General features: G+C 39.2%; 16 protein-coding genes. 9 read left to right on the top strand and 7 right to left on the bottom strand.

Going from position 1 to position 18887, the window contains the following annotated elements; genetic code table 11:
• Positions 1 to 153 precede the first annotated feature (153 nt).
• From G7074_RS25885 to G7074_RS25875, 3 genes are read right to left on the bottom strand one after another with little or no spacing between them, the layout of a single operon-like run.
• Positions 154 to 564, bottom strand: coding sequence for a hypothetical protein (locus G7074_RS25885; protein ID WP_166212181.1), 411 nt, complete (start codon positions 562 to 564; stop codon positions 154 to 156).
• A 3-nt stretch (positions 565 to 567) separates the two neighbouring features.
• A complete protein-coding gene (locus tag G7074_RS25880; RefSeq protein ID WP_166212178.1) occupies positions 568 to 1530 on the bottom strand; it encodes a DUF4238 domain-containing protein in 963 nt (320 codons plus the stop codon).
• A gap of 38 nt (positions 1531 to 1568) precedes the next feature.
• Positions 1569 to 2615, bottom strand: coding sequence for a kinase (locus tag G7074_RS25875; protein WP_166212175.1), 1047 nt, complete (start codon positions 2613 to 2615; stop codon positions 1569 to 1571).
• A gap of 418 nt (positions 2616 to 3033) precedes the next feature.
• On the opposite strand from G7074_RS25875, the gene G7074_RS25870 reads away from it, so the two are divergent.
• Both G7074_RS25870 and G7074_RS25865 read left to right on the top strand, forming a co-directional pair.
• Positions 3034 to 3441, top strand: coding sequence for a hypothetical protein (locus G7074_RS25870; RefSeq protein WP_166212172.1), 408 nt, complete (start codon positions 3034 to 3036; stop codon positions 3439 to 3441).
• 17 nt (positions 3442 to 3458) lie between these two features.
• Positions 3459 to 4280, top strand: a complete 822-nt coding sequence (locus G7074_RS25865) for a hypothetical protein (RefSeq protein ID WP_166212169.1) — start codon at positions 3459 to 3461, stop codon at positions 4278 to 4280.
• Positions 4281 to 4306: 26 nt separating this feature from the next.
• On the opposite strand, the gene G7074_RS25860 is transcribed toward G7074_RS25865, so the two are convergent.
• Positions 4307 to 5443 carry a hypothetical protein gene (locus tag G7074_RS25860; RefSeq protein ID WP_166212167.1) on the bottom strand — a complete coding sequence of 379 codons (1137 nt, stop codon included), beginning with the start codon at positions 5441 to 5443 and terminating at the stop codon, positions 4307 to 4309.
• 178 nt (positions 5444 to 5621) lie between these two features.
• Between G7074_RS25860 and G7074_RS25855 the strand changes: the two genes are divergently transcribed.
• The 7 genes from G7074_RS25855 (at position 5622) to G7074_RS25825 (ending at position 14497) form a co-directional block, all read left to right on the top strand.
• On the top strand, positions 5622 to 5969 hold the full coding sequence (locus G7074_RS25855) for a hypothetical protein (RefSeq protein WP_166212164.1): 348 nt from the start codon (positions 5622 to 5624) through the stop codon (positions 5967 to 5969).
• Positions 5970 to 6200: 231 nt separating this feature from the next.
• Positions 6201 to 6863, top strand: coding sequence for a hypothetical protein (locus tag G7074_RS25850; protein ID WP_166212161.1), 663 nt, complete (start codon positions 6201 to 6203; stop codon positions 6861 to 6863).
• Between the two features lie 56 nt (positions 6864 to 6919).
• On the top strand, positions 6920 to 7291 hold the full coding sequence (locus tag G7074_RS25845; protein ID WP_166212158.1) for a recombinase family protein: 372 nt from the start codon (positions 6920 to 6922) through the stop codon (positions 7289 to 7291).
• A 56-nt stretch (positions 7292 to 7347) separates the two neighbouring features.
• A complete protein-coding gene (locus tag G7074_RS25840; protein ID WP_166212155.1) occupies positions 7348 to 7524 on the top strand; it encodes a histone H1 in 177 nt (58 codons plus the stop codon).
• A 144-nt stretch (positions 7525 to 7668) separates the two neighbouring features.
• Positions 7669 to 8694: a hypothetical protein gene (locus G7074_RS25835; protein ID WP_166212152.1), complete on the top strand. Its 1026-nt coding sequence runs from the start codon at positions 7669 to 7671 to the stop codon at positions 8692 to 8694.
• Positions 8695 to 8862: 168 nt separating this feature from the next.
• The gene (locus G7074_RS25830; protein ID WP_166212149.1) at positions 8863 to 14016 is read left to right on the top strand and encodes a DarT ssDNA thymidine ADP-ribosyltransferase family protein; all 5154 of its coding nucleotides are present in this window, start codon (positions 8863 to 8865) and stop codon (positions 14014 to 14016) included.
• A 1-nt stretch (position 14017) separates the two neighbouring features.
• Complete coding sequence (locus G7074_RS25825; RefSeq protein WP_166212146.1) at positions 14018 to 14497, top strand: macro domain-containing protein; 480 nt, start codon at positions 14018 to 14020, stop codon at positions 14495 to 14497.
• 298 nt (positions 14498 to 14795) lie between these two features.
• Here the strand turns inward: G7074_RS25825 and G7074_RS25820 are convergent, their stop codons facing one another.
• The 3 genes from G7074_RS25820 to G7074_RS25810 form a co-directional block, all read right to left on the bottom strand.
• Positions 14796 to 17357: an SIR2 family protein gene (locus G7074_RS25820; protein WP_166212143.1), complete on the bottom strand. Its 2562-nt coding sequence runs from the start codon at positions 17355 to 17357 to the stop codon at positions 14796 to 14798.
• A gap of 272 nt (positions 17358 to 17629) precedes the next feature.
• On the bottom strand, positions 17630 to 18205 hold the full coding sequence (locus G7074_RS25815; protein WP_166212140.1) for a hypothetical protein: 576 nt from the start codon (positions 18203 to 18205) through the stop codon (positions 17630 to 17632).
• 30 nt (positions 18206 to 18235) lie between these two features.
• Positions 18236 to 18868: a hypothetical protein gene (locus G7074_RS25810; RefSeq protein WP_166212137.1), complete on the bottom strand. Its 633-nt coding sequence runs from the start codon at positions 18866 to 18868 to the stop codon at positions 18236 to 18238.
• Between the last annotated feature and the right edge of the window lie 19 nt (positions 18869 to 18887).

Here is an 18887-nt window from a genome sequence, read left to right as displayed (position 1 = left end):
ATCATGGAAAACTTCTGTCGAGTCAAGTTTTTTTATGGGTTCAGAAATGTCAACTAGATATTGTCTCTGGGGAAGACTTGAACGTTTTATACATTGTTTATCTTGGGTTTACTTAAGCTCCTTAGTGTGATATATGCAGTACAATGATTGTGATTAGTGCTTAGCAAGCGCTGTCTTTAGATCATCGACACTGGTGCGCCAATGTAACCTTTGGCTACCTGTGGGGTAGAATCCGAATGCTTCAGAAAATGCGGCACCATTTTTTGTACATCCTTCCATTTCAATAAAACTGAAACCATGTTCGTCAGCCAGGGTGCAAAGAAATGCAAGAAGACGTTTTCCATGCCCTTTCTGCTGCTCCTTAAATTCTATCCTCGCAATAATGATCGTTGGATTCTTTAGGATTTGGGTATCATCGATAAAACGTAGGTAGAGATCTATTTTTTTTGTTAATGCCTGAAGATTGGTTGAATATCTGCAATATTCGGCGATGTTTTTTTTATAACCGAATTGTTCCATCAGATAGCGGTTTACTGCTTCTTTTATAATTTCTAATTTTGTCATAGTTCATTGTACCCTGTTCACCACCTCTGCTATCTGATCTATCACGGATTTGTTATTAGAAAAAATAAAACGATTGTAGTGTTTAAGTGAAAGTTGATTTATTTTGCTAACTGAATCTTTGTTGAGCTCTATATATTCAATGGCTTTCTGCGCATTATTTTTAATCCACTTAGTATCTGGTTCGGCATCGGAAATCCATAGGCATAATTGTGGTGAAATAGGTACAATGTAGGTGAAATCCTGATCAAATTTGGTGTTTTGGATGTAACCGTTGCTTTGATAGCAAACCCCTGGATTATCATTGGTAATAAACGAGTTGTTCTTCGCGATCATGACCTTCCATTGTAATTTGAAAAGTTGCTGTATTATTTTTTCATGAATTTCGTTTCCTTGTTGTTTACGAAGCATCAGCGAGGAAATATGGCCCTGTTTGTGAATTTCGTCAGACGGAGTAAATTGTTGCTGTATTTTTAAGATGGTGTTTGAGATTGCTTGGGGTGTAATCTGAGGGAATTGTGAAAGATCTATGCTTGAAACGTTTTCTCGAAGTTCGCTTAATGTTTCGTTAATTACTTTTTCATGTGCGCTGGGCACAATTGTATCCCTGAAATACTTATTCCTCAGTTTCATATCCACCAGAGAATAAATAAGACTGGAGGCATCTTTTTTAATTAATGCTTTTTGTTTGGCTTTAAGTTTTATAACCAGTTTGGGGTAGTCTCTTTCATATTGATGGAAGCTTTCCTCCAATGCAAAAGGTTTTAATGTTGAGAGGTGCTTATAGTTTTTACTAAAGGTTGTTTGAATGGTGTAGAAATCTTTTGACCTGCATACTTCGGTAGGAAATCTTGGTTCGTCAAATACTTTTTTGCCATGTTTTTTGAGCGCAGTGTCGAGCGTGTGAAGTTTTCTATCACTGTTTAAAAATTCGCGTAAATAGCACTGTGGGATATAGTGTTGTTTCATTAGGAATATATATTATGAACGCCAAAGCTTTTGAAGGGTCAGTTATTTATTAACCTTGGGATTCCAGCGCTGTTGTATTTCCTGATACCTTTATTTTCAATTATAGCTAAATACTTCATGCCAGATGGATCATATATTTTGGCAGGATCCTCGATTTTTAGCGCTGAGTAGATGGCATTGGTAAAACTGGGAAGTCCACATATTGCCCCACCCAAAGTGTTGGTGGAGGCGTATCCGATTACTGCACCAGCAAGCCCCATGGCTGTTCCAAGGATTATCGGACCAAGCCTGCTTTCGTTCATCCTGGCAGAGAGTTCGTCTTTTTGAGCATTTAGTTCATTGATTTTCTCCTGTAGCAACCTCTCACTATCATATTTAGGATCCATGGCGATTTGTTCTACAACAGAGCGGAAAAGAAAGATCTCCCTTTGGTATTTTTCTTTTAATCTTGCGAGTTTACTTAGATCAAGTTCTTGCGGAAATGGCAGGATGCCTTTAAGTGCCTTGTTTCTTCGCTGCTGCTGCTCGGCAGCTTCAAGTTCTTTTTGATAAAATCTCGTTGATACATTTAACGCTGTGTCTGTTGCAGGAAGCAAGTCTAGCTTTTTTGCCAGGATATTGGACAGGTACGACATGAGATAGCCTGCCGTAGTATTTTCAACGTAATACCAGTTATCAACTGATTTTCTTGCAAGGCCTAAGTGCTCCAGCTGGTAGAGGAGGCCGGAATCAAACTTTTGACCGTTGATATTGGCAGGCGGAAATTTGTTTTTGTTGATCGCGACAGTTTCGGTTAAGTTCAGGAACCGTCTCTGCTTTTCTTCAATCTTATAGTGTGGCCGGGTGACATATTGGATAAACGGATCTACAAGTGAAAAGGGATGATCAAGCGAAGTTACCGGATTCCTGGGGATCACCAGATTGTGTTGCACAAGATCTTTCATAAAGGGATCATACAAATCAGGATTGTAAAAATATTCATCCGGGACAATCGAGCTAACAGTATCGTAGTAGATCAATGCACGCATGGTCCAGGAATTTTTTGGCAAATTGATATAGGGAAAGTATAATAGGTTATTGGCCATTGTTGAGAGGTTTTAGCTGCAATGTAAATAAATGTTGCCATTTGTACAATGCAAAAGCTTTTAGTTGATTTAGAAATCGAATCAAGATAAGATGTAAAAGGGCAAATGTTTTTACTCAGTTATAAGCTGACTAACTGGCATAATCAGGATTTTTATCATTTTCGATATATAATTTATTGCTACCTTGGCTAAGTCCTTATTTTTTGGATTTAGGTAGCGCCTATATTTTCTACTAGCTGCTAGTCTCAGAGGGTTAATTAAGGAAGTTCAAGCTGGCGATATCAATATTTGTAGTTTTGCTAGCAAAGTTGTAAAGATTACCAAACAGATGAATAATGACAGCTTTACGATATATATGTTTTAAAGATAGCTATACTATACCGGTAACCGTTTTGAAATATCTCTCAAAAATAATTAGATGAACTGGGAAACGATTTCAGGAATATGTGCAGTTGTTGGTATTTGTTATTTGGTTTACCAGTTCAATTTCTTACCCAGGAAAGAAAACCATGAAGCCAAGCTGGCATTAGCTACGAAATTTGGAACTTCGCAGCAGCTAATCAAGAACTTGATTGCTGAGCTGAAAATTTATGTCGAAGGACATGGAGAAAGTGAGTTATTTAGCGACGGTTTAACAATCGGTGGGTATATAAGGTATTTGGAGGATATGGAGCGTGCTGAACTCTCGGATAATATGTATGATAAGATCAATGGCACGGATCTGAACAAAGATATGATTGTGGCAATGTCTGACTCGTTATCGCAGCAAATATTAAGTTTCAATAAATCAATGGCGTATTTCCAGACAAGATTTAAGTATAGATAGCTTTCTGATAACTGCAGATGAAACAGACAATATATTTTAATTTTATTTATGTGATCGAATCACTAGGTGCCGGTGAAGTAAAAACAGGGACAAACATCTATAACGATGTATTACGTTACAAAGTAAAGCTCCATGAAGGGTTCGGTACCCAACTATTGCCTGTTGCAAATAAGGTCGAGTTTATAGCTGCACTGAATGAAATCTGCGAGAGGACGGGCCCACTTTCACACCGCCCGTATCTACATTTAGAAATACATGGGAATCGAGCTGGATTGGGAATTAACAACGGCGAGCTAATTACCTGGGATGAGTTGTATTCCCTTCTGGTACGCATAAACGAAAAATTGCAAAATCAATTGTTTCTATCACTCGCAACCTGTTATGGTGCCTACCTGTTTAATGCAATAAGTCCGTTCAATCGTTCTCCTTTCTTCGGTTTTGTAGGTAATGTCCAAAAGATTCCTAGTGGTGAGATAGAATACGCCTTCTCAGAATATTTTTCTGCGCTACTCGAAAAATTAGATCTTGATGAGGCCCTTTTAGCACTGAACGCTGCCAATCCTAATGCACCCTTCCCATGCATATCATTAACTTCCAACGCTCTTTACAATTTGATCTGTGAAAAATTGAATGCTAAAGAAAATGTCCGCAGTGTAAAACTGGCTATTAGAAAAAGAGTTGAGAAGAAATATAAGGCTATTTCTAAAAACAAAAGCCAGTATTCCAAGGCTGAACTGCGGGAGAAAATCAAGGCACATCACTACCTTAGGGCCCGCTCCCTTATCCAGCAGGGTGCTTATTTTCGTTTTGAAAGTGATCATAAGGTGCTTTACGAATAATCGTAAGACAATTAGAAAAAACATTTTTACGGTATATCCCAAGGGGCAATTTCCGGTGGATCTAAAATGACCAGTTTATCAGTGAGTAATGCCAATACACCGATAAGAACCGCAGTGTTTTTTGCATGCTGCTCATGAAGCACATTATAAACTTTTATAAGTGGTAGCCTATCAGCGGTTTTATCGGTATACATGTGTGGTTGCAGATCAGAGATTCCTTTTTTGTGAAGGAGTCCGGTTCTGTATTTATTGAGTTCGTCTAAATTTTCTGATTTGATGAATTCCCAAACAAACAAGAAATAACCAATATTTTGGATGTTTACTGGGATTCCTTTTGAAAGTGCATCTAATTTCGATTTATGTGTCTTTTTATTCTCGAGATCTTTGATTTCATAGATAGCGCCGAGAAGTATAACGGCTTTTTCTACCGTAGATTTTAGATAGGTGAATACAAGATCTGCATCCTTAATAGCTGAGAATTCTTTGTGCGTTAGCGAAGAATTTCCTTTTCCGTCTTTGATCTGCTGGGTTAATTTTAAGAAGGAAAGTAAACTGTCAACAATTTTGTATTGAATAAACTGGATTTCATACAGATAAGACACGATGGATTCTGCGAGTGGATGTTTTGATTTTCTAATACTGTTGAATGCAAAAAGACTATCGATGTCCAGACAGTATTGGATCGATATTACAGGTATTTTGATAACCATCCCATGCAGCATTGTGCACATTTGTGGAGCGCGATCAGCTATTTTCAGATTTAGGTGGCCGGTTTCTACCTTCCGGATAAGATTTCTGGTGATAATAGATAATGAATCGAGTCCACTAGTCTTCTCCTTATCGATTTCGGTGATTTCTTTTAGGTTCCATAATCTAGAATGGTGCCATTGCATAAGGTTGAAGAGTTGTTCGCCATAGTCAGCCTGTTTTCCGAAAATTTCTTGAAATACCTCTGCGGCCTTTTCTTCCAATTGTTGATCTGTAACACGCCAATTAAACTTAAAGATTGCAATCAACTTATCTGCCCAGGATAGTTTCTCCCAGAAGGATGTAGTTTCTACAATTGCGACCATTGATCTGTATTGTTTTTGGCTGCCTAGGAAAACAGCTTCCTCTCCAGGTTGTCTGAAGATATATTTGATAAGAAAATCTGAAAAAGTCATTTATTAGGAGCGTTGCGGGATTTCTGTTTTTAGATACCTCGATTGTTCTAAAAATCTGCTGCTAAGTTAACAAAAAAATCTGACGACCGGATGAATGCAAGCTTAACATCCAACCTATCCAATATTGGATTCCCTATGTTGGTTACTTACCAATTTTGGATATCAAATCCGAAACATTATGAAAACAACTGTATTTGAACTCACTCCCGATTTAGAGGTGGAGCTCGAACCTAAAAATTATCCTTATGGAAAAGAGGATGTTCCGCTTGGAACTTATACCGCAAAGCTCGATTTTATGTTATGGTCAAAAAGCGGTCTAACGATTAACTGTTTTTTTACCCTCGAAGATTCACATAGGAAAATCAGCTTATCTGTTTATCGGAAAGCTGCTAATCAAGGCAGGTATCTGGCTGGCGAGATAGAGGTGCGTTATTTGCCTTTTGGAACTTTGCTCGAGCTAACAGTTGAGGCGAATGCGCTGGGTAAGCCGAGGCTGACTAATATGGTCATGAAAAAACAACAATGATAAAGGAGCATTTGACTGTTTAAAGGCATCGGCTCGAATTTCTCGCCGTAAGTCCTTTTCTCCTAAAAAGAAAAGGAGCAAGCGGAAGTTGGGCTGGGCCTCACTTTATGCCTTTGTAGATAGCTACAAGGGCATCTTGAGAATTCTCCAGGAATTCTTTGGTGGACTGAAAGGATAGCAGGGGCCAATAAGGGATATCTCGAAAGAATTCGCATTAACAGGCAACACGTAATGGAAAACCTAAATGCGATAAAATATACAAAAGTTACAGACGAGAAACTGCAAAAGATCAGCCTTGCTACTATGGAAAATGGTAAAGTCAATTTCGTAACCAAAGAGTTCAGGGGAGCCTTTTACGGAAAACCGGCATCGCAGACCATGTGGCCGGATCGGGGTAAAGGCTTTACTGTTCAGCAATCTGCGCAGATGATCCAGGGTTATGCAGTATATAGAAATGATCTGGTGAATTTTCTTTCAGGAGAACCTTACGCAGCCTGGGTAAAGTTTGATATGGACAAAGGTGTTGGGGCAAACGGTAATTTTAATCTGCAGCAGTACCATGATCCGCAGTATGGATTTGACCTGCCCAAGGTATTGGATAATTATAAGATTGCTGAGCTTGCGGTTCCTGAAAAAAGAGAAAAACTGGAAGCAGACCTGCGTAATGGATTAACGCCATTGGTGAGCGTAGAGAAAGATGGCAAGGCGGTGAAGCTTATGCTGGAAGCTGTGCCAAGGTATGGTAAAGTTAATTTTTATACACCAGACGGTAGTCTTGAAAAACGTGAGCAGTTTTTGACCAAAGAGGCTTTGGTCAATGTACTTGATGCTGGGAAGGAGAAAGGAAAGAACAAGGATAGTGAGCAGGAAGCGGGCATTGGTTTGGGGGGCTAAGGCCTTCATTTTCGTGTTGGTTTTCGCTTTAGTTCCAGTTGTTTGATTATATGGCTATGGAAGAGGAGAATAAGCTATTGGTTGCGGTCGGTTATGCCAGGATTGAACGCTACGGGGACCTGCGGGAACTTGACTGGCAGGCGGAACGGATCTATGATTACTGTCAGGAGAATGGGATTGAACTGAGGGTGGTGCTTTCTGAGCAAGGGGAAAGGAGCATGTCCTGGCGGCTTCTGGAGGGGATTGTTTGTCAACAACATGGCCGCGTTAATGTGGTGGTGGTCGCGGAAATGGATATTCTTTCCCGCGATGTGGGCTGGTTGCTGTTGAAACAGGCAGAGTTCGAAACTAAGTATGGGGCGGAGATTGTCTCTGTAAAGGGTAGCCAGTTAAGTATTGATAAAGATGGTGGGATGACTATGGGATAGATTAATTGAACTCTTTTTTATTAATTCATTGATTTTTAACTTGTAAAACGATTGTTATGAAAAATTTTGATTCGTTAAAGGCGGTTGTATTGGGCGCGGAAGAAGATGCGCTGAAGTTTTTTGCTAAAGGGAATGGCGCGGCTGGTAGGAGGCTTCGAATTGCCATGCAGCAGGTTAAATTGCTGGGACAGCAGATACGGGTGGAAGTGAGCGAAAAGAAGAAAAAGAAGTAGTTTGAGCTTAGTTTTGTGGTTTGTTTGGATGCCTGACTGTTATGGTCAGGCATTTTTTTTACAGATCTGGTTGACCACGGTAATCATTTCTCATTTTCATAATAGAATAAATCAATACTGTCAGGGCAACTTAATGATCGCTAGATGATGAAAATCAATACTTATTTGCGAAAAAGTTTATCAGGAACAGTTTTTTTTATCATATTTATCCAACGCTTTTATTCGAAGATAATGCCTAAAAATATTGTTTTTCCCTATGTTACCTTCAATAAGTTTTTTGAAGAACCTCTTATTAAAAAACTATCTCTTTTCTATGATAATATATATATCGGAGAAGGAAGGTTTAGTATCGTTTCCGATCTTTCAAGGGTGGAAATGAATGATGAGAACCAGTCCCTTTTTTATGAAAAAGCGGTATGGGATTTTCTCCGGGATAATGATGTCGTACGGACTTATCCTTATTTCAATGAAAAATTCGAGGGTGAAGAGCAAGAGGTTAGTAAGTTAAAAGCGCAGTTAAATGACTTATTTCTTCAGGCTGGTAATGAGAGGAACTTCCCAAAAAATCCAACTCAGGATCAACTTGCTGAAATGAAGAAGGAGTACTTCAATCATTTTTTTCTTACCCATGATCTCTCTAATAGGTTGGATGCATTGCATTTGCGAAAACGCGATGAATCCGCGGAATATTATCCTTTACTCAGAACATATGATACGCTGAATTCAAAAGAAAAGAAAAGTGAAGTTATTCAATTTATCCTCAATGACATTCCCGAGCCAGCATTCGATACGCATTGGGACCATATCATAGAATTCCGAACTGATGCGGACATTAAGAACAAATACCTTGCCTTAACCAGTTGGATAAATAAAGTGTCAACTTCCACTCAGAAACTTTCCGAAATAAGAGATGAATATGATTATCTCTATTCCGATTATCTTAAGCAATTCAAACTTCACAAGATGAAATATAATAATTCGGTTCTAGAAGTTATTGTGAATTCAACAGTTAATTTCATCGCAAATATCGCTTCGGGAAACTATGTCAGTTCTGTAAAAGATCTTTTTCAGTTTAATATCAAAAATGCTAACCTTTTGCAGGAAGAAGCAAAACTTCCGGGAAAAGAGGTTGCCTACATTTTTCATGTAAAGGAGAAACTCATTCGATAGTTCTAGTCCTTTTCAGGTAACTACATCCATTGTTCAGAAGGGTTTATCAATCCTGTCATTTAAAAGGGCCATCTGATTATTCCCTATACAGGTAGTAAAAGCAATAACGATCTAAATACTATTAGCAAACCATTGAGGGTTTCGACCCGCCATTTATATTACGCAATCATGTCTATATTAGAAACCGTCGAAAAAATATTTAGAAAAAAAACAAATTACGCAGAAGCCGAACAGATGGTAGATCAAGCAGCATCTTTGCGGTATCTTTCTACCGACCTTTACAGTGATTCAAAACGTTTCGTTTATGAGCTGCTTCAAAATGCTGATGATGCCGGTGGGGGTGGAGAAAAAGTAAGGGTTGCTGTTAAGCTCTTCGGTAGCCTGCTGGTGATAGCGCACAGCGGCAAACCTTTTGACGACGGGGATGTAAAGGGTGTATGTGGTGTAGACAATGGCTCCAAGAAAAATGATCCCGATAAAACAGGTTTTAAAGGAATTGGTTTTAAGGCAGTTTTTGGTGTCTCCGATCATGTAACAGTTTTTACAGATGGAGAATATTTTCGCTTTGATTCAGACTTTAGGCATGAATGGAACCCGATATGGGGCGAATCACAAGCGGCTTGGGAGCTTCAGGAAAAACGTAGCTTTGAAGTACCGTGGCAGATTATCCCTATCTACACAAAAAATCAGGAGGTCGAACCCGATATCCACAGGTTTTTGAGTGATGGTGGTTGGAAGGTTGCTACAATTGTGGCACTAAAGAAACCTGAGGCTATAGCATCTGCAATTGCTGAGCTTTCCAATAAAGCGAATATGTTTTTGTTTTTGAAGCATATTTCATCCATTGAGTTTTTAAGTACTAAACCAACTCGAATTACGGTCGATGTCGCCCAGGACCAGAGGACTTCTATTCAAGTTAACGGTGAAGAGCATTCTAGTTGGTTCAAAAAAACACTGGTAATTGATATTCCCCAGGCTACTCAAATGCTCTTGAAAGAGGAATCCGATATGCCAGAAAAACTGCGGAACGCTAAAAAGGTCGAGATTACCCTGGCTGCAAAAATTGGAGACGAGGGGCTTGAAGGGTTAAAGGATTCGGAAAGGCTCCTCTATGCTTATCTACCCACTGAAGAAAGAGGGTATGGAATCCCGGTTCTTGTTAATGCGGCTTTTTATACTGCCGCCAACCGTGAGGATTTGCATAAGGATGCGGCTTGGAATGAGTGGCTGTTTGGTTGTATCCCTTTGGAACTTCTCAAGTGGATCGCCGAGCTGGTAACAGGCGATTATGGTTTTACCGCTTACAATCTGCTGCCGAGTGCGATTAATCCATCAGATAAGCTCGCTTTGGCCTACAATGCCAGCTTCAACTTAGCAGTTAAACAAGTGGCTTTTGTGCTCAATAAAGGAGGGAATTTGCTTAGGGTAAACCAATCTCTGATGGATTACACCTTTCTTTCTGATGTAGAATTTGTAGGAGGCAACCTTATCCGTGGGTATAAGATGGTTCGTGATGGACTGGCTGAGCTGGATCAAGCACCTTTTGTTTCTAAAAATTCTGTAGAAGGAAAACTTAAAGCAGCAGGTGTGGCTGTTTTCGATTGGAAAGACTTTCAGAAGATGCTCGCGACAATAGAATTTGAGGCAGAGCATGATCCTTTAAAAAATAGAGCATTAATCATGCATATTAAAAATCTGCATGATAACAGCTACGTGAGTGCAATTACACTTGATAGTTTACAGAGCTGGCCGTTTATTTTGAATCAAAGAAATGAGTTGAAATCGCCAAAAGAGGTGTTTTTCCCGGCTCCAGGAGAAACTTATGCTGATGACACCGAAATCTCGTTTATCCATGCAGATTTGGATAATTGGGCAGGCGAAAATCTTGAAGTTAAATTATGGTTGCAAGGTCTCGGCGTACAGATTAAATCTGATCTGACCTTTCTTATGAAAGTTATTCTACCTAATGTTTCAACCTTTGTGACCACTAAGAATGCAATTAGAACTGTACGCGATATCTTTAACCTCTTTTCAAAAGGACAGGTTGGGCCGGAGATACTTGCCAGTTTGGGAGAATTGAAACTTTTAAGCAAACGGGGAAATCTGATCCCTGCACACAAGAGCTTTTATGCTAATGAATATCACCCACATATTCAGCTTGAAGCAGTGCTCGATGAGGATATCTATGTGACTTCGCAATATTTACCTGTGGGGGCTCCATCTGCAGACTGGAAGAATTTCTTTTATTATCTGGGGGTGAAAGAGCGCATCGGAATTGTGGAGTATAATGAAGTTTTGTCTAATTATGAGTTGATAAATAAAGGGTTTGATGTTAATTATCTCACTGGCTTCACTTTCAAACCTTATCTTACGAAATTCCCTTCGGATTCTTTTAAGGAAATTCGCTCTCTGAGTCTCTTAAAGTATACGGGTGATAATTTTGGTTTTGCCCAACTTTTCTGGCAGGATGTGGTGCTGGGAATTCCGGTGTTAAGGTTGCTTGAGTATCCTACCGCATTTTGGGGTAATCCTGGTTTCCCAGGAAGGGATTCGGGAGATAAGGTGACCGCTTACCTTAAGTGGTATGTTCAGCATCGAAACTGTTTGCCAACCACAACAAAAGAGTGCCTGGCTTCAGGAAAGATTTTTCTGAACTCCGAAGAAAATCGCTTTGCCCAGAACTATCTGCCGGTTTTCGCTGGTCCGGATCTGGATGCAGACTGGCGGTCTTTCTTTGGGTTTAGAACAAGCCTTGAACTTTCAGATTATCTGGTCTTATTGGGGGAAATTTCTACTGACGCTGCCAATATCCAAGACAATAAATCCAAGATTCAGCATATTTATACCTATTTATTAGATCAGTTGAATGTTTTTAATTCCCAGCAGTTGCAGAGCATTGAAACCTGGGCTTTGACTGCCAACTTTCTGGATACTCGAGGGGAATTTTTGGCTGCGGACATGCTCAATCATTTTATTGATGGAGACCATAAAGTGTTCGGAGGAGTATTTAGGTTTATCCAGTTGAATAAAGAGAATCAACGGCATAGCGCACTTGAACACTTGCTGGAACTTATGAATGTAAATATCATCCGGCAAAGTGAATTTGGACTGAATACACCTGATGAAGCGCCAGCCAGAGCGCTTTCACGTCGGATAGCCCAGATCATACCTTTTTGGGCGAAGTGGATGGAAAACGAGGCCGCCAGTGGATATCCTGAGGTACTTTTTGATCTCCAGGAGAAATTTAAAAAACTTGCGTTTTTCCAGGCTGATGAGCTAGAGGTTTTTTATGGGGATGCATGGAATAAAAAAGTAGCTGTACATTTTGTTGAAAATAAATTATATACGCTTTCACCTTGGACCCAACAAAAGGTGATGTATCTGTTGCCAAATTTACTCTGCAGGATTTTCGGCTACCGAAAGCACGACCGAGAACTTGAATTCCTGTTGCGAAGTGAACCTGAGGAGATCAAAGCTTATTTCGAGGAAGAAAAAATTGGACTGCCACCCGCTGATGATTTTCCACAAGGTGAAGATGAAAAAGAGGACTCAGATGGAGACGAGGAAAATGAAGATAGTCAAAAAGATGGCTATTCTTCATTAGCCCAGTCAACTGCGCTTAATTTCTTAATGCCAAAGGCAAGTTATCAGGAACTATGGGATGCAAATCTTGTCCGGAATCAGCAGTTGATAGCACGCTGCGGGGATGATGCAAAAAAAATGCTACTGGACGGACTAAGCGCTTTTCTAGATGGTAAACCGCTTAATATTTACCATTTTACCCATATTGAAAATGCAATTTCTATCATTAAGCAGGGCACAATCAAGAGCAGAAATTCGGCCAGTTTTAAGGATTCTGCAGGATCAGGGATCATTGCACAGACTCTGCATGAGCGAAAAGCTTATGCGAGGTTTTATTTTAGGCCAAAAACACCCACGCAATACTATGTTGAAAATCTTGGAAGAGGGCAAGATTCGGTCAACAGAATCGGTAGTGATCCGATTTGCCCGGTTCCTGTCTTCTTTATTTTGCCTTTGGATCAAGTTATGGATCAAGCTGATTGGAAAGTTAGCATCGGCTCGCTTTCTGCTGCCCAAGTTGAATACGGAAATACCGCTGAAATTATATCGCGCTTCGATTTTGACGGGGTTTACAGGCAGTTCGGAGAAATCTCAAATGATAGATTTACCGTTTCTGCACATCAGGAGTTTTTGGTTAAGGACAGCCTCGACATTAGTTTAGTACCATTTCATCTTGGAGTGCAAAACATTGCTGCTAAAGAAACGCTACTTGCACTTCTTGATGATGCTCAATGGAAAAACCGTATTATTGTGGATTCTGGGCTGTTTCATAATTCGAATATTAAAGCGGAGATTATCTCTTCACCAATTAGCTTAGATGTCTCAGTTTCGAAACCGCATGACGGCAATTTTATTCTGCAGCATGGTACTGATCAGGAATGGCAACATATCAAGGGGAATATCTTGAATCAATATAACGCAGAAAATTGGATGACCAGTAAAATGGGACAGAGTGTGTTTATTGAAGGAAATCTATCTGAGGCAGCTTTGAAGCTTTTCTATCATTATAAAGGTCAGAATTGGTTACTGTATGCCAATACAGTTAATTACAGGTTGGATTATTCTTTTATAAGAGATGCGGTAAAGGAATGGTTTGATTCTGAAGATGAATCAGGTGCAGGGATTATTAATGCATTAAAACAGCATCCTGAACTTGCTTATTGGTATGCGAGCCATCTTCCGGGGCCAGACGGTCTTACCCTGGAAAGCCACACGTTGGAAGTTATTTCAAATTTTCAAAAGTATTTTAATAAACAGGATTTTTTTGATTCATACAAAGAATACATTTTGTGTTTGGCATTGCACGACATAGGCAAGCCTTCGGCAGTTTTGGCTGGAGATAAAGGTTTGCAGCACAGGCACACCCTTGCAATCCTAGATAAAATTAAGTCCCTATTACCATTTAGTGACGATGGTTTTCTTAAATTGCAGGCGTTAATCGATGGTGACCCAATTGGAAAGCATCTTGATAGTCGATTCAGCATTGATCTGATGGAGGTGTTTAGATCTGTAACTGCAATGGCATCCAAAATAAGTATGGATGTATTGGCATTCTGGGATGTTCTAGTCGTTTACTATCAGTGCGATGCTGCCGGTTATAAGTCTTTGAGAGATAAACTTTTTCTGAAGGAAGGATCTAATGAAATGAAATTAACTGATCAGGGAAAGCGGCTTCTTTTTGAAAACGGCTATGAAAAAAAGTTCGATGACTTAGAAGAATGGATTAAAATTTCAAGTTAATATGCAGATTATTGAGTCTGGTAACATTTTTGAGAGCGAAGCGCAGACATTGGTCAACACTGTGAACTGTGTCGGAGTGATGGGAAAGGGGCTGGCATTACAATTTAAACGACGTTATCCGCACATGTTCAGAGTTTATGAGGATTTATGTCATAAACAATTGTTTGATATTGGGAAGTTGTGGCTTTACAAGACTGAACATAAATGGGTACTTAATTTTCCAACAAAATACGACTGGAGACAGCCGAGTAAAGAAGAATATCTCGAGGAAGGACTTCAAAAATTTATGCAAACTTACCAACTTAGGGGTATTACTTCAGTTGCTTTTCCATTGCTGGGTGCCAGCAATGGAAAGATCGACCCAAATCGATCACTGGAAATTATGAGAAAATATCTTGATGAATGCAATATTCCAGTTTCGATCTACCTTAGTTATAACAAAGAGGTTCCAGGTTTATTCGAACAGGAAACAGGTATTTAACTTCGATTAAAAGCGTGTATTCTTGCTATTGGGAGTGTTGAACGCTTAAATGTTTTGAATCGTAGTGATTAGTCGTTTAATATTTGACTTTTATCAGGAAATAGATCCGATTTTGTGATTTAAGTATTTCATTCGAAATTAACCGATAAATAAAAATCTTATGCTAGATTATTCCAATAGTTGGTTAAGGGAGTGTTTTATAGTTTTGATGGGATGGTTTTTTATCCCCGGCAGAACTAAAGTGCCAATAGTGAAGCCTTGGATCTGTTTTCCAGGGATAAAATTATGTATTTAAGTGCTATTGAAAGTAACGTACTGATCGTATGCGATCTTCAAATTCTATGGTCACATTTTGCTGTGTTCGCAAATTTACATCATGCAGAATTTTACCCTCTTCAATTAGAAGTGCTCGATTAGGGGATACAAGTGTGGTATAAAACATATCCCTAATTTGCGTTCTGCTTAAGATTTCCTGAGGAAATAATCCTGGTTGATTATAGGCTGTCATTTGTGCAGCTTGTTGGATTTTTTCGAAGTGTTGTACAAGATTTCCTACATCGTTGAAATCTAGATAACCAACAATTAGGTCTACATTTTCGCCATAAGAGAACGTGTCAAAACAAAAACAGATTTTGTGTGGGAAATAGATTTTAAAAATAGGCTTTTCATAGCCAATAGAGGGATCTATAATAAATATAGCAGTCGAGTCAGGACCGGTAAAGCCAAATCTGATCTTTAGGGCTAACAGTTCCTTGTCAATCCATCCGACTTTACTTAAAGAAATGTCTGCTACATAAGGATACAGTATGTCATTTCTTCTCGAGTCAAAATTTTCCTGTTTTAAATAATCATGATACTCGGCATTAATTTCCGGTATTTCTAATAATTGTTCCCACAAAGAAACAGATGTTATCTTTGGATGATATTCACCGAGTGAGGAGAGTTCAAAGACACTTGCGCCTCGGAAGCTCTTTTCTATTCTTCCTTTACAATAGGTTTTCCCATTAAGCAATAACTTTACGTAATTTACAAAACCTTTTTCAAGTTTCGTTTCATTGGTGTCAGAAAAATTCACCATCAAAATTTTGCGTTTGGAAGTATAGATCTCTAAGACAATATGCTGGCCCTGGTTCAATACCTCTAATTCTACAATCACTTCATCTTTGTTTATTTCGAAAAAATTCGTGGCGGTAAGTTCTTCGGTCGGGTTCCATTTGAAACAGTATTGTGAATTGAATCCAATCACGATCTTGGTGTGACCAACTGTAATTACTGTCGCGAAAGAAAATTCAAGGCTTTCATCCCAAGGTAATTCAGCTACGACCTCACTGATGTCTTCTGACTTTGTAATAGAGATGCTTTTTGGACACACGGCCAAAACAAATTCCTTTGGTAATTCAACGGCAATTTTGGCTACCGGTTTTTCATTATAGAGATCATTAACATTCAATTCAAGAATTCCAAGCAAAGAGTTCATAATACGAACAAGATTTTCGAAAAAATACCTATCGCCATCTAGATCTTCCGGTTTACCTGAATCTTTCCAGCTTTTGGCTTCATGATAAAAGCTGCTAAGGGTACCTGCAAAATAGGCATGGTGTACAACCCTTAAGTCCCTGATTTTAATCTCTTCGAGAATCTCTTCTGGTATACTGATGAGTAATTCCCATGCTAAAATCCCCATATTTATAAAATCGATATTGTTAAGATGATTTGTCTCATGGGAGTTCTTAGCCCAAAGGGCGATCTTGCTTTTCAGATCCGATATATTTATTATTGCCCGCATCATAACCTGAAGGTTCACAAATTTTTCCCTTTTCTTTTGTATCCCAGAATTATAATTTTCAAGAGCATCCATGAAAATCTTTATCTTATCATTCGATAACCAATAGTAGGGTAAGCCAAGATTTTCCTTAATAAATTCCTTAACTGTCTGGTCAACATCAATATTTTGCTGCGCTTCCAGTATCGATCGGATTCCCTCAAATGCACGTTCTTTTTGTTGATTGTAACGCTGGACGATTTCTTTCGCGTTTGGATTTATGTGGTTAATAAAATGCGGAAGTTCATTGTAATCTTTTCCAAAAGGAACCAAGTGTACATTACATTTCTGCAGTAACTCCAAATGCTGCTGAGATCCAATTTCTTTATCCGACATCAAGATATAGTGTTCTTTCTGCTGGCCGGGAAACCACTCTTGCATAAGTTTCAGAACACTCATAAAGTCCTCATCCATTACTCCATCACGGCTGCACCCTATAAAAAGAAAGTGTCTATGCATCCATAGTTGGTTCAGTATTGTCTTATAACCAAGCTGATTTCTAAGGTTTTCGTAGTCACCTGCTCCGAAAATTGGAGTAGTGGGTCTGGTATAGAGACCATGTAAATGAAGGATAAACCGCCTATGCTGACTTAAACAGGATTGTATTTCTTCATGTTGCGACCAATCCAATGCCATATCAGTCTGTGCCGAACCGACAGTCCTGAGCAAATCGTCATAATTTGTAGTGGCGATAATTGGTTGACAAAGGTTCTGTATGCTTTGAATCAAATCTGTGGATTTAATCTCAGGCCTTTCGAAATTATAATTCAGCCAATTTGTGAACGGATGTCCCGGAGCATTCAAGAGGTTCTTTACAATGTCTGCTGCTGCTGTTAGCTTATTTTCCTTTAACAAGTCATTTGCTTCGAGGATTTTATCCGGTGAAACTCCGAGACTGTTGGCCGCATAGGCCAGGCCATTTTCTATTAATCCTTTCCAACCTGGTATTCCTGAAGTAGCATATGAGACACCAGCGCCAACTACTGGAATAATGAGGCCATTACTTAATTGTTCTTTTATTTTTTTTTGGTAATCCACTGTTGTTAAAATGAGAGGTTAAAGATGCTAAATTAGGGATATAATTTAATATTGTTGCCATTTGGAATAAGCCTGTATTGGAGGCGAATATCGCATGATATACCAATTCGGGACGAGGAAGTTGATTGTGACCAGATCGCAAAGTCGATTCAGAAAAAAATGATCGCAGGTAACAGAAAATAAACTGGAGTTTATATCTTTACTTTCAAATAAAGATATAAACATGATAGATCCAATTGATTATTCGGAGATACCGGTAGATTCCCCACAGCCTACAACAGGTGAACAGCCAAAAGATATACGATAGATATATAGGTCAGTAGCCCCATAATTGCGGTGAGTCCTGTGTAGATTAATATGTATTTAAAACGGAGTATCCGCGCATTGTTTTGTTTACGGTTGTATGTTATTTTATGCTGGAAATTCTTGATCTCATTAATTTTATAAGCTAGTAACTTCTGCTCGCTTGTATATTCCACTCGTTGCAGAAGTTCATCGATAATTAATTGCTTGGGATCCCGTCCAGGGGCCATTGTATTACGGGGCAGCATCAGTTTTACAACAAAAATGATCGATATGATACAGACCAGAAGGAAATACATCAAAAGTAAGGTTTCGGCTGTAAGCAGGCCCTTGTTCTGTTTAAGTGCGTTTACGAGAAAACCTACGATTGTGGAGGTTGCGGGTAATAAGATCAAAAGTAGCGTTATTGATTTTGCAGTGGTCTTGTCTGCAACCTCGATGGAATACTTTAGTGACTTCTCCGCTTGTTCTATAATGTAGGTGGCAATATCTTTATCGATATTTGCGGTGTTTTCGGCCGAAATATTCCAAGTGTCATTTTCCATAAATTCAGATATTCATAAGTTCTACAAATTCTATACGGTTGCCTGAATCGGAATCTCAATATTCACGCGCTGCATGATTTCGTAAATTTCAATTTCGGCATTCAGAATCTCAAAGCTAACTACAAAGGCGTAGGGAACTTCCTGCTCAAGATCGTTTTCCCATCCCTTATGGCCGATTACGGCAAATGAAAGCTCTGGTGGCAAATCGAATGATTTTAATACAACCCAATCTTTCTGGTTGGCACTAGCTTGTCTTCTAGCTCCTTTGATTTTTCCCCATTGACTATTGCTCCAGATTGACCATTTGATCGAATGGGGATCAATCGGCTCATCAAGGTCCTGATCCCAGTCGTTTTCCTCCATTTCTTTTAATACGTCGGTATGGAATGCCTGTGAACTTTGGCCCAATTTACTGGATTCCCAGGTGAGCCATGTCGAAAGGTATGATCTAATTGCCTTTCTGGTTCTTCTGGGTTCGGCAGTGTAACACAGGGATACTTCTATTAAGATATCAAAAGCGTCACCCTGCCCACGCATTTCATCAGGTACTTTAACTGAAAATATTTTGGCTTTTTTAGGAGCAATTTTTCCGGTTTCGGTGAAGGTAATACGGTGAGGGTTATTGTCAATTGCACGATCCAAACTTGGGATGCCATAGCCCATGTGGCGTAGATGTCTTTCT

The organism is Pedobacter sp. HDW13, from assembly GCF_011303555.1.
In the GTDB taxonomy this organism is placed as follows: Bacteria; Bacteroidota; Bacteroidia; order Sphingobacteriales; family Sphingobacteriaceae; genus Pedobacter.
This window is presented reverse-complemented; position numbering and strand designations above follow the sequence as displayed.

Excerpts from the sequence above, each read along its gene's own strand:
- G7074_RS25885 (WP_166212181.1), bottom strand. The coding sequence starts at position 564 with ATGACAAAATTAGAAATTATAAAAGAAGCAGTAAACCGCTATCTGATG.
- G7074_RS25880 (WP_166212178.1), bottom strand. The coding sequence starts at position 1,530 with ATGAAACAACACTATATCCCACAGTGCTATTTACGCGAATTTTTAAAC.
- G7074_RS25875 (WP_166212175.1), bottom strand. The coding sequence starts at position 2,615 with ATGGCCAATAACCTATTATACTTTCCCTATATCAATTTGCCAAAAAAT.
- G7074_RS25870 (WP_166212172.1), top strand. The coding sequence starts at position 3,034 with ATGAACTGGGAAACGATTTCAGGAATATGTGCAGTTGTTGGTATTTGT.
- G7074_RS25865 (WP_166212169.1), top strand. The coding sequence starts at position 3,459 with ATGAAACAGACAATATATTTTAATTTTATTTATGTGATCGAATCACTA.
- G7074_RS25860 (WP_166212167.1), bottom strand. The coding sequence starts at position 5,443 with ATGACTTTTTCAGATTTTCTTATCAAATATATCTTCAGACAACCTGGA.
- G7074_RS25855 (WP_166212164.1), top strand. The coding sequence starts at position 5,622 with ATGAAAACAACTGTATTTGAACTCACTCCCGATTTAGAGGTGGAGCTC.
- G7074_RS25850 (WP_166212161.1), top strand. The coding sequence starts at position 6,201 with ATGGAAAACCTAAATGCGATAAAATATACAAAAGTTACAGACGAGAAA.
- G7074_RS25845 (WP_166212158.1), top strand. The coding sequence starts at position 6,920 with ATGGAAGAGGAGAATAAGCTATTGGTTGCGGTCGGTTATGCCAGGATT.
- G7074_RS25840 (WP_166212155.1), top strand. The coding sequence starts at position 7,348 with ATGAAAAATTTTGATTCGTTAAAGGCGGTTGTATTGGGCGCGGAAGAA.
- G7074_RS25835 (WP_166212152.1), top strand. The coding sequence starts at position 7,669 with ATGATGAAAATCAATACTTATTTGCGAAAAAGTTTATCAGGAACAGTT.
- G7074_RS25830 (WP_166212149.1), top strand. The coding sequence starts at position 8,863 with ATGTCTATATTAGAAACCGTCGAAAAAATATTTAGAAAAAAAACAAAT.
- G7074_RS25825 (WP_166212146.1), top strand. The coding sequence starts at position 14,018 with ATGCAGATTATTGAGTCTGGTAACATTTTTGAGAGCGAAGCGCAGACA.
- G7074_RS25815 (WP_166212140.1), bottom strand. The coding sequence starts at position 18,205 with ATGGAAAATGACACTTGGAATATTTCGGCCGAAAACACCGCAAATATC.
- G7074_RS25810 (WP_166212137.1), bottom strand. The coding sequence starts at position 18,868 with ATGGGCTATGGCATCCCAAGTTTGGATCGTGCAATTGACAATAACCCT.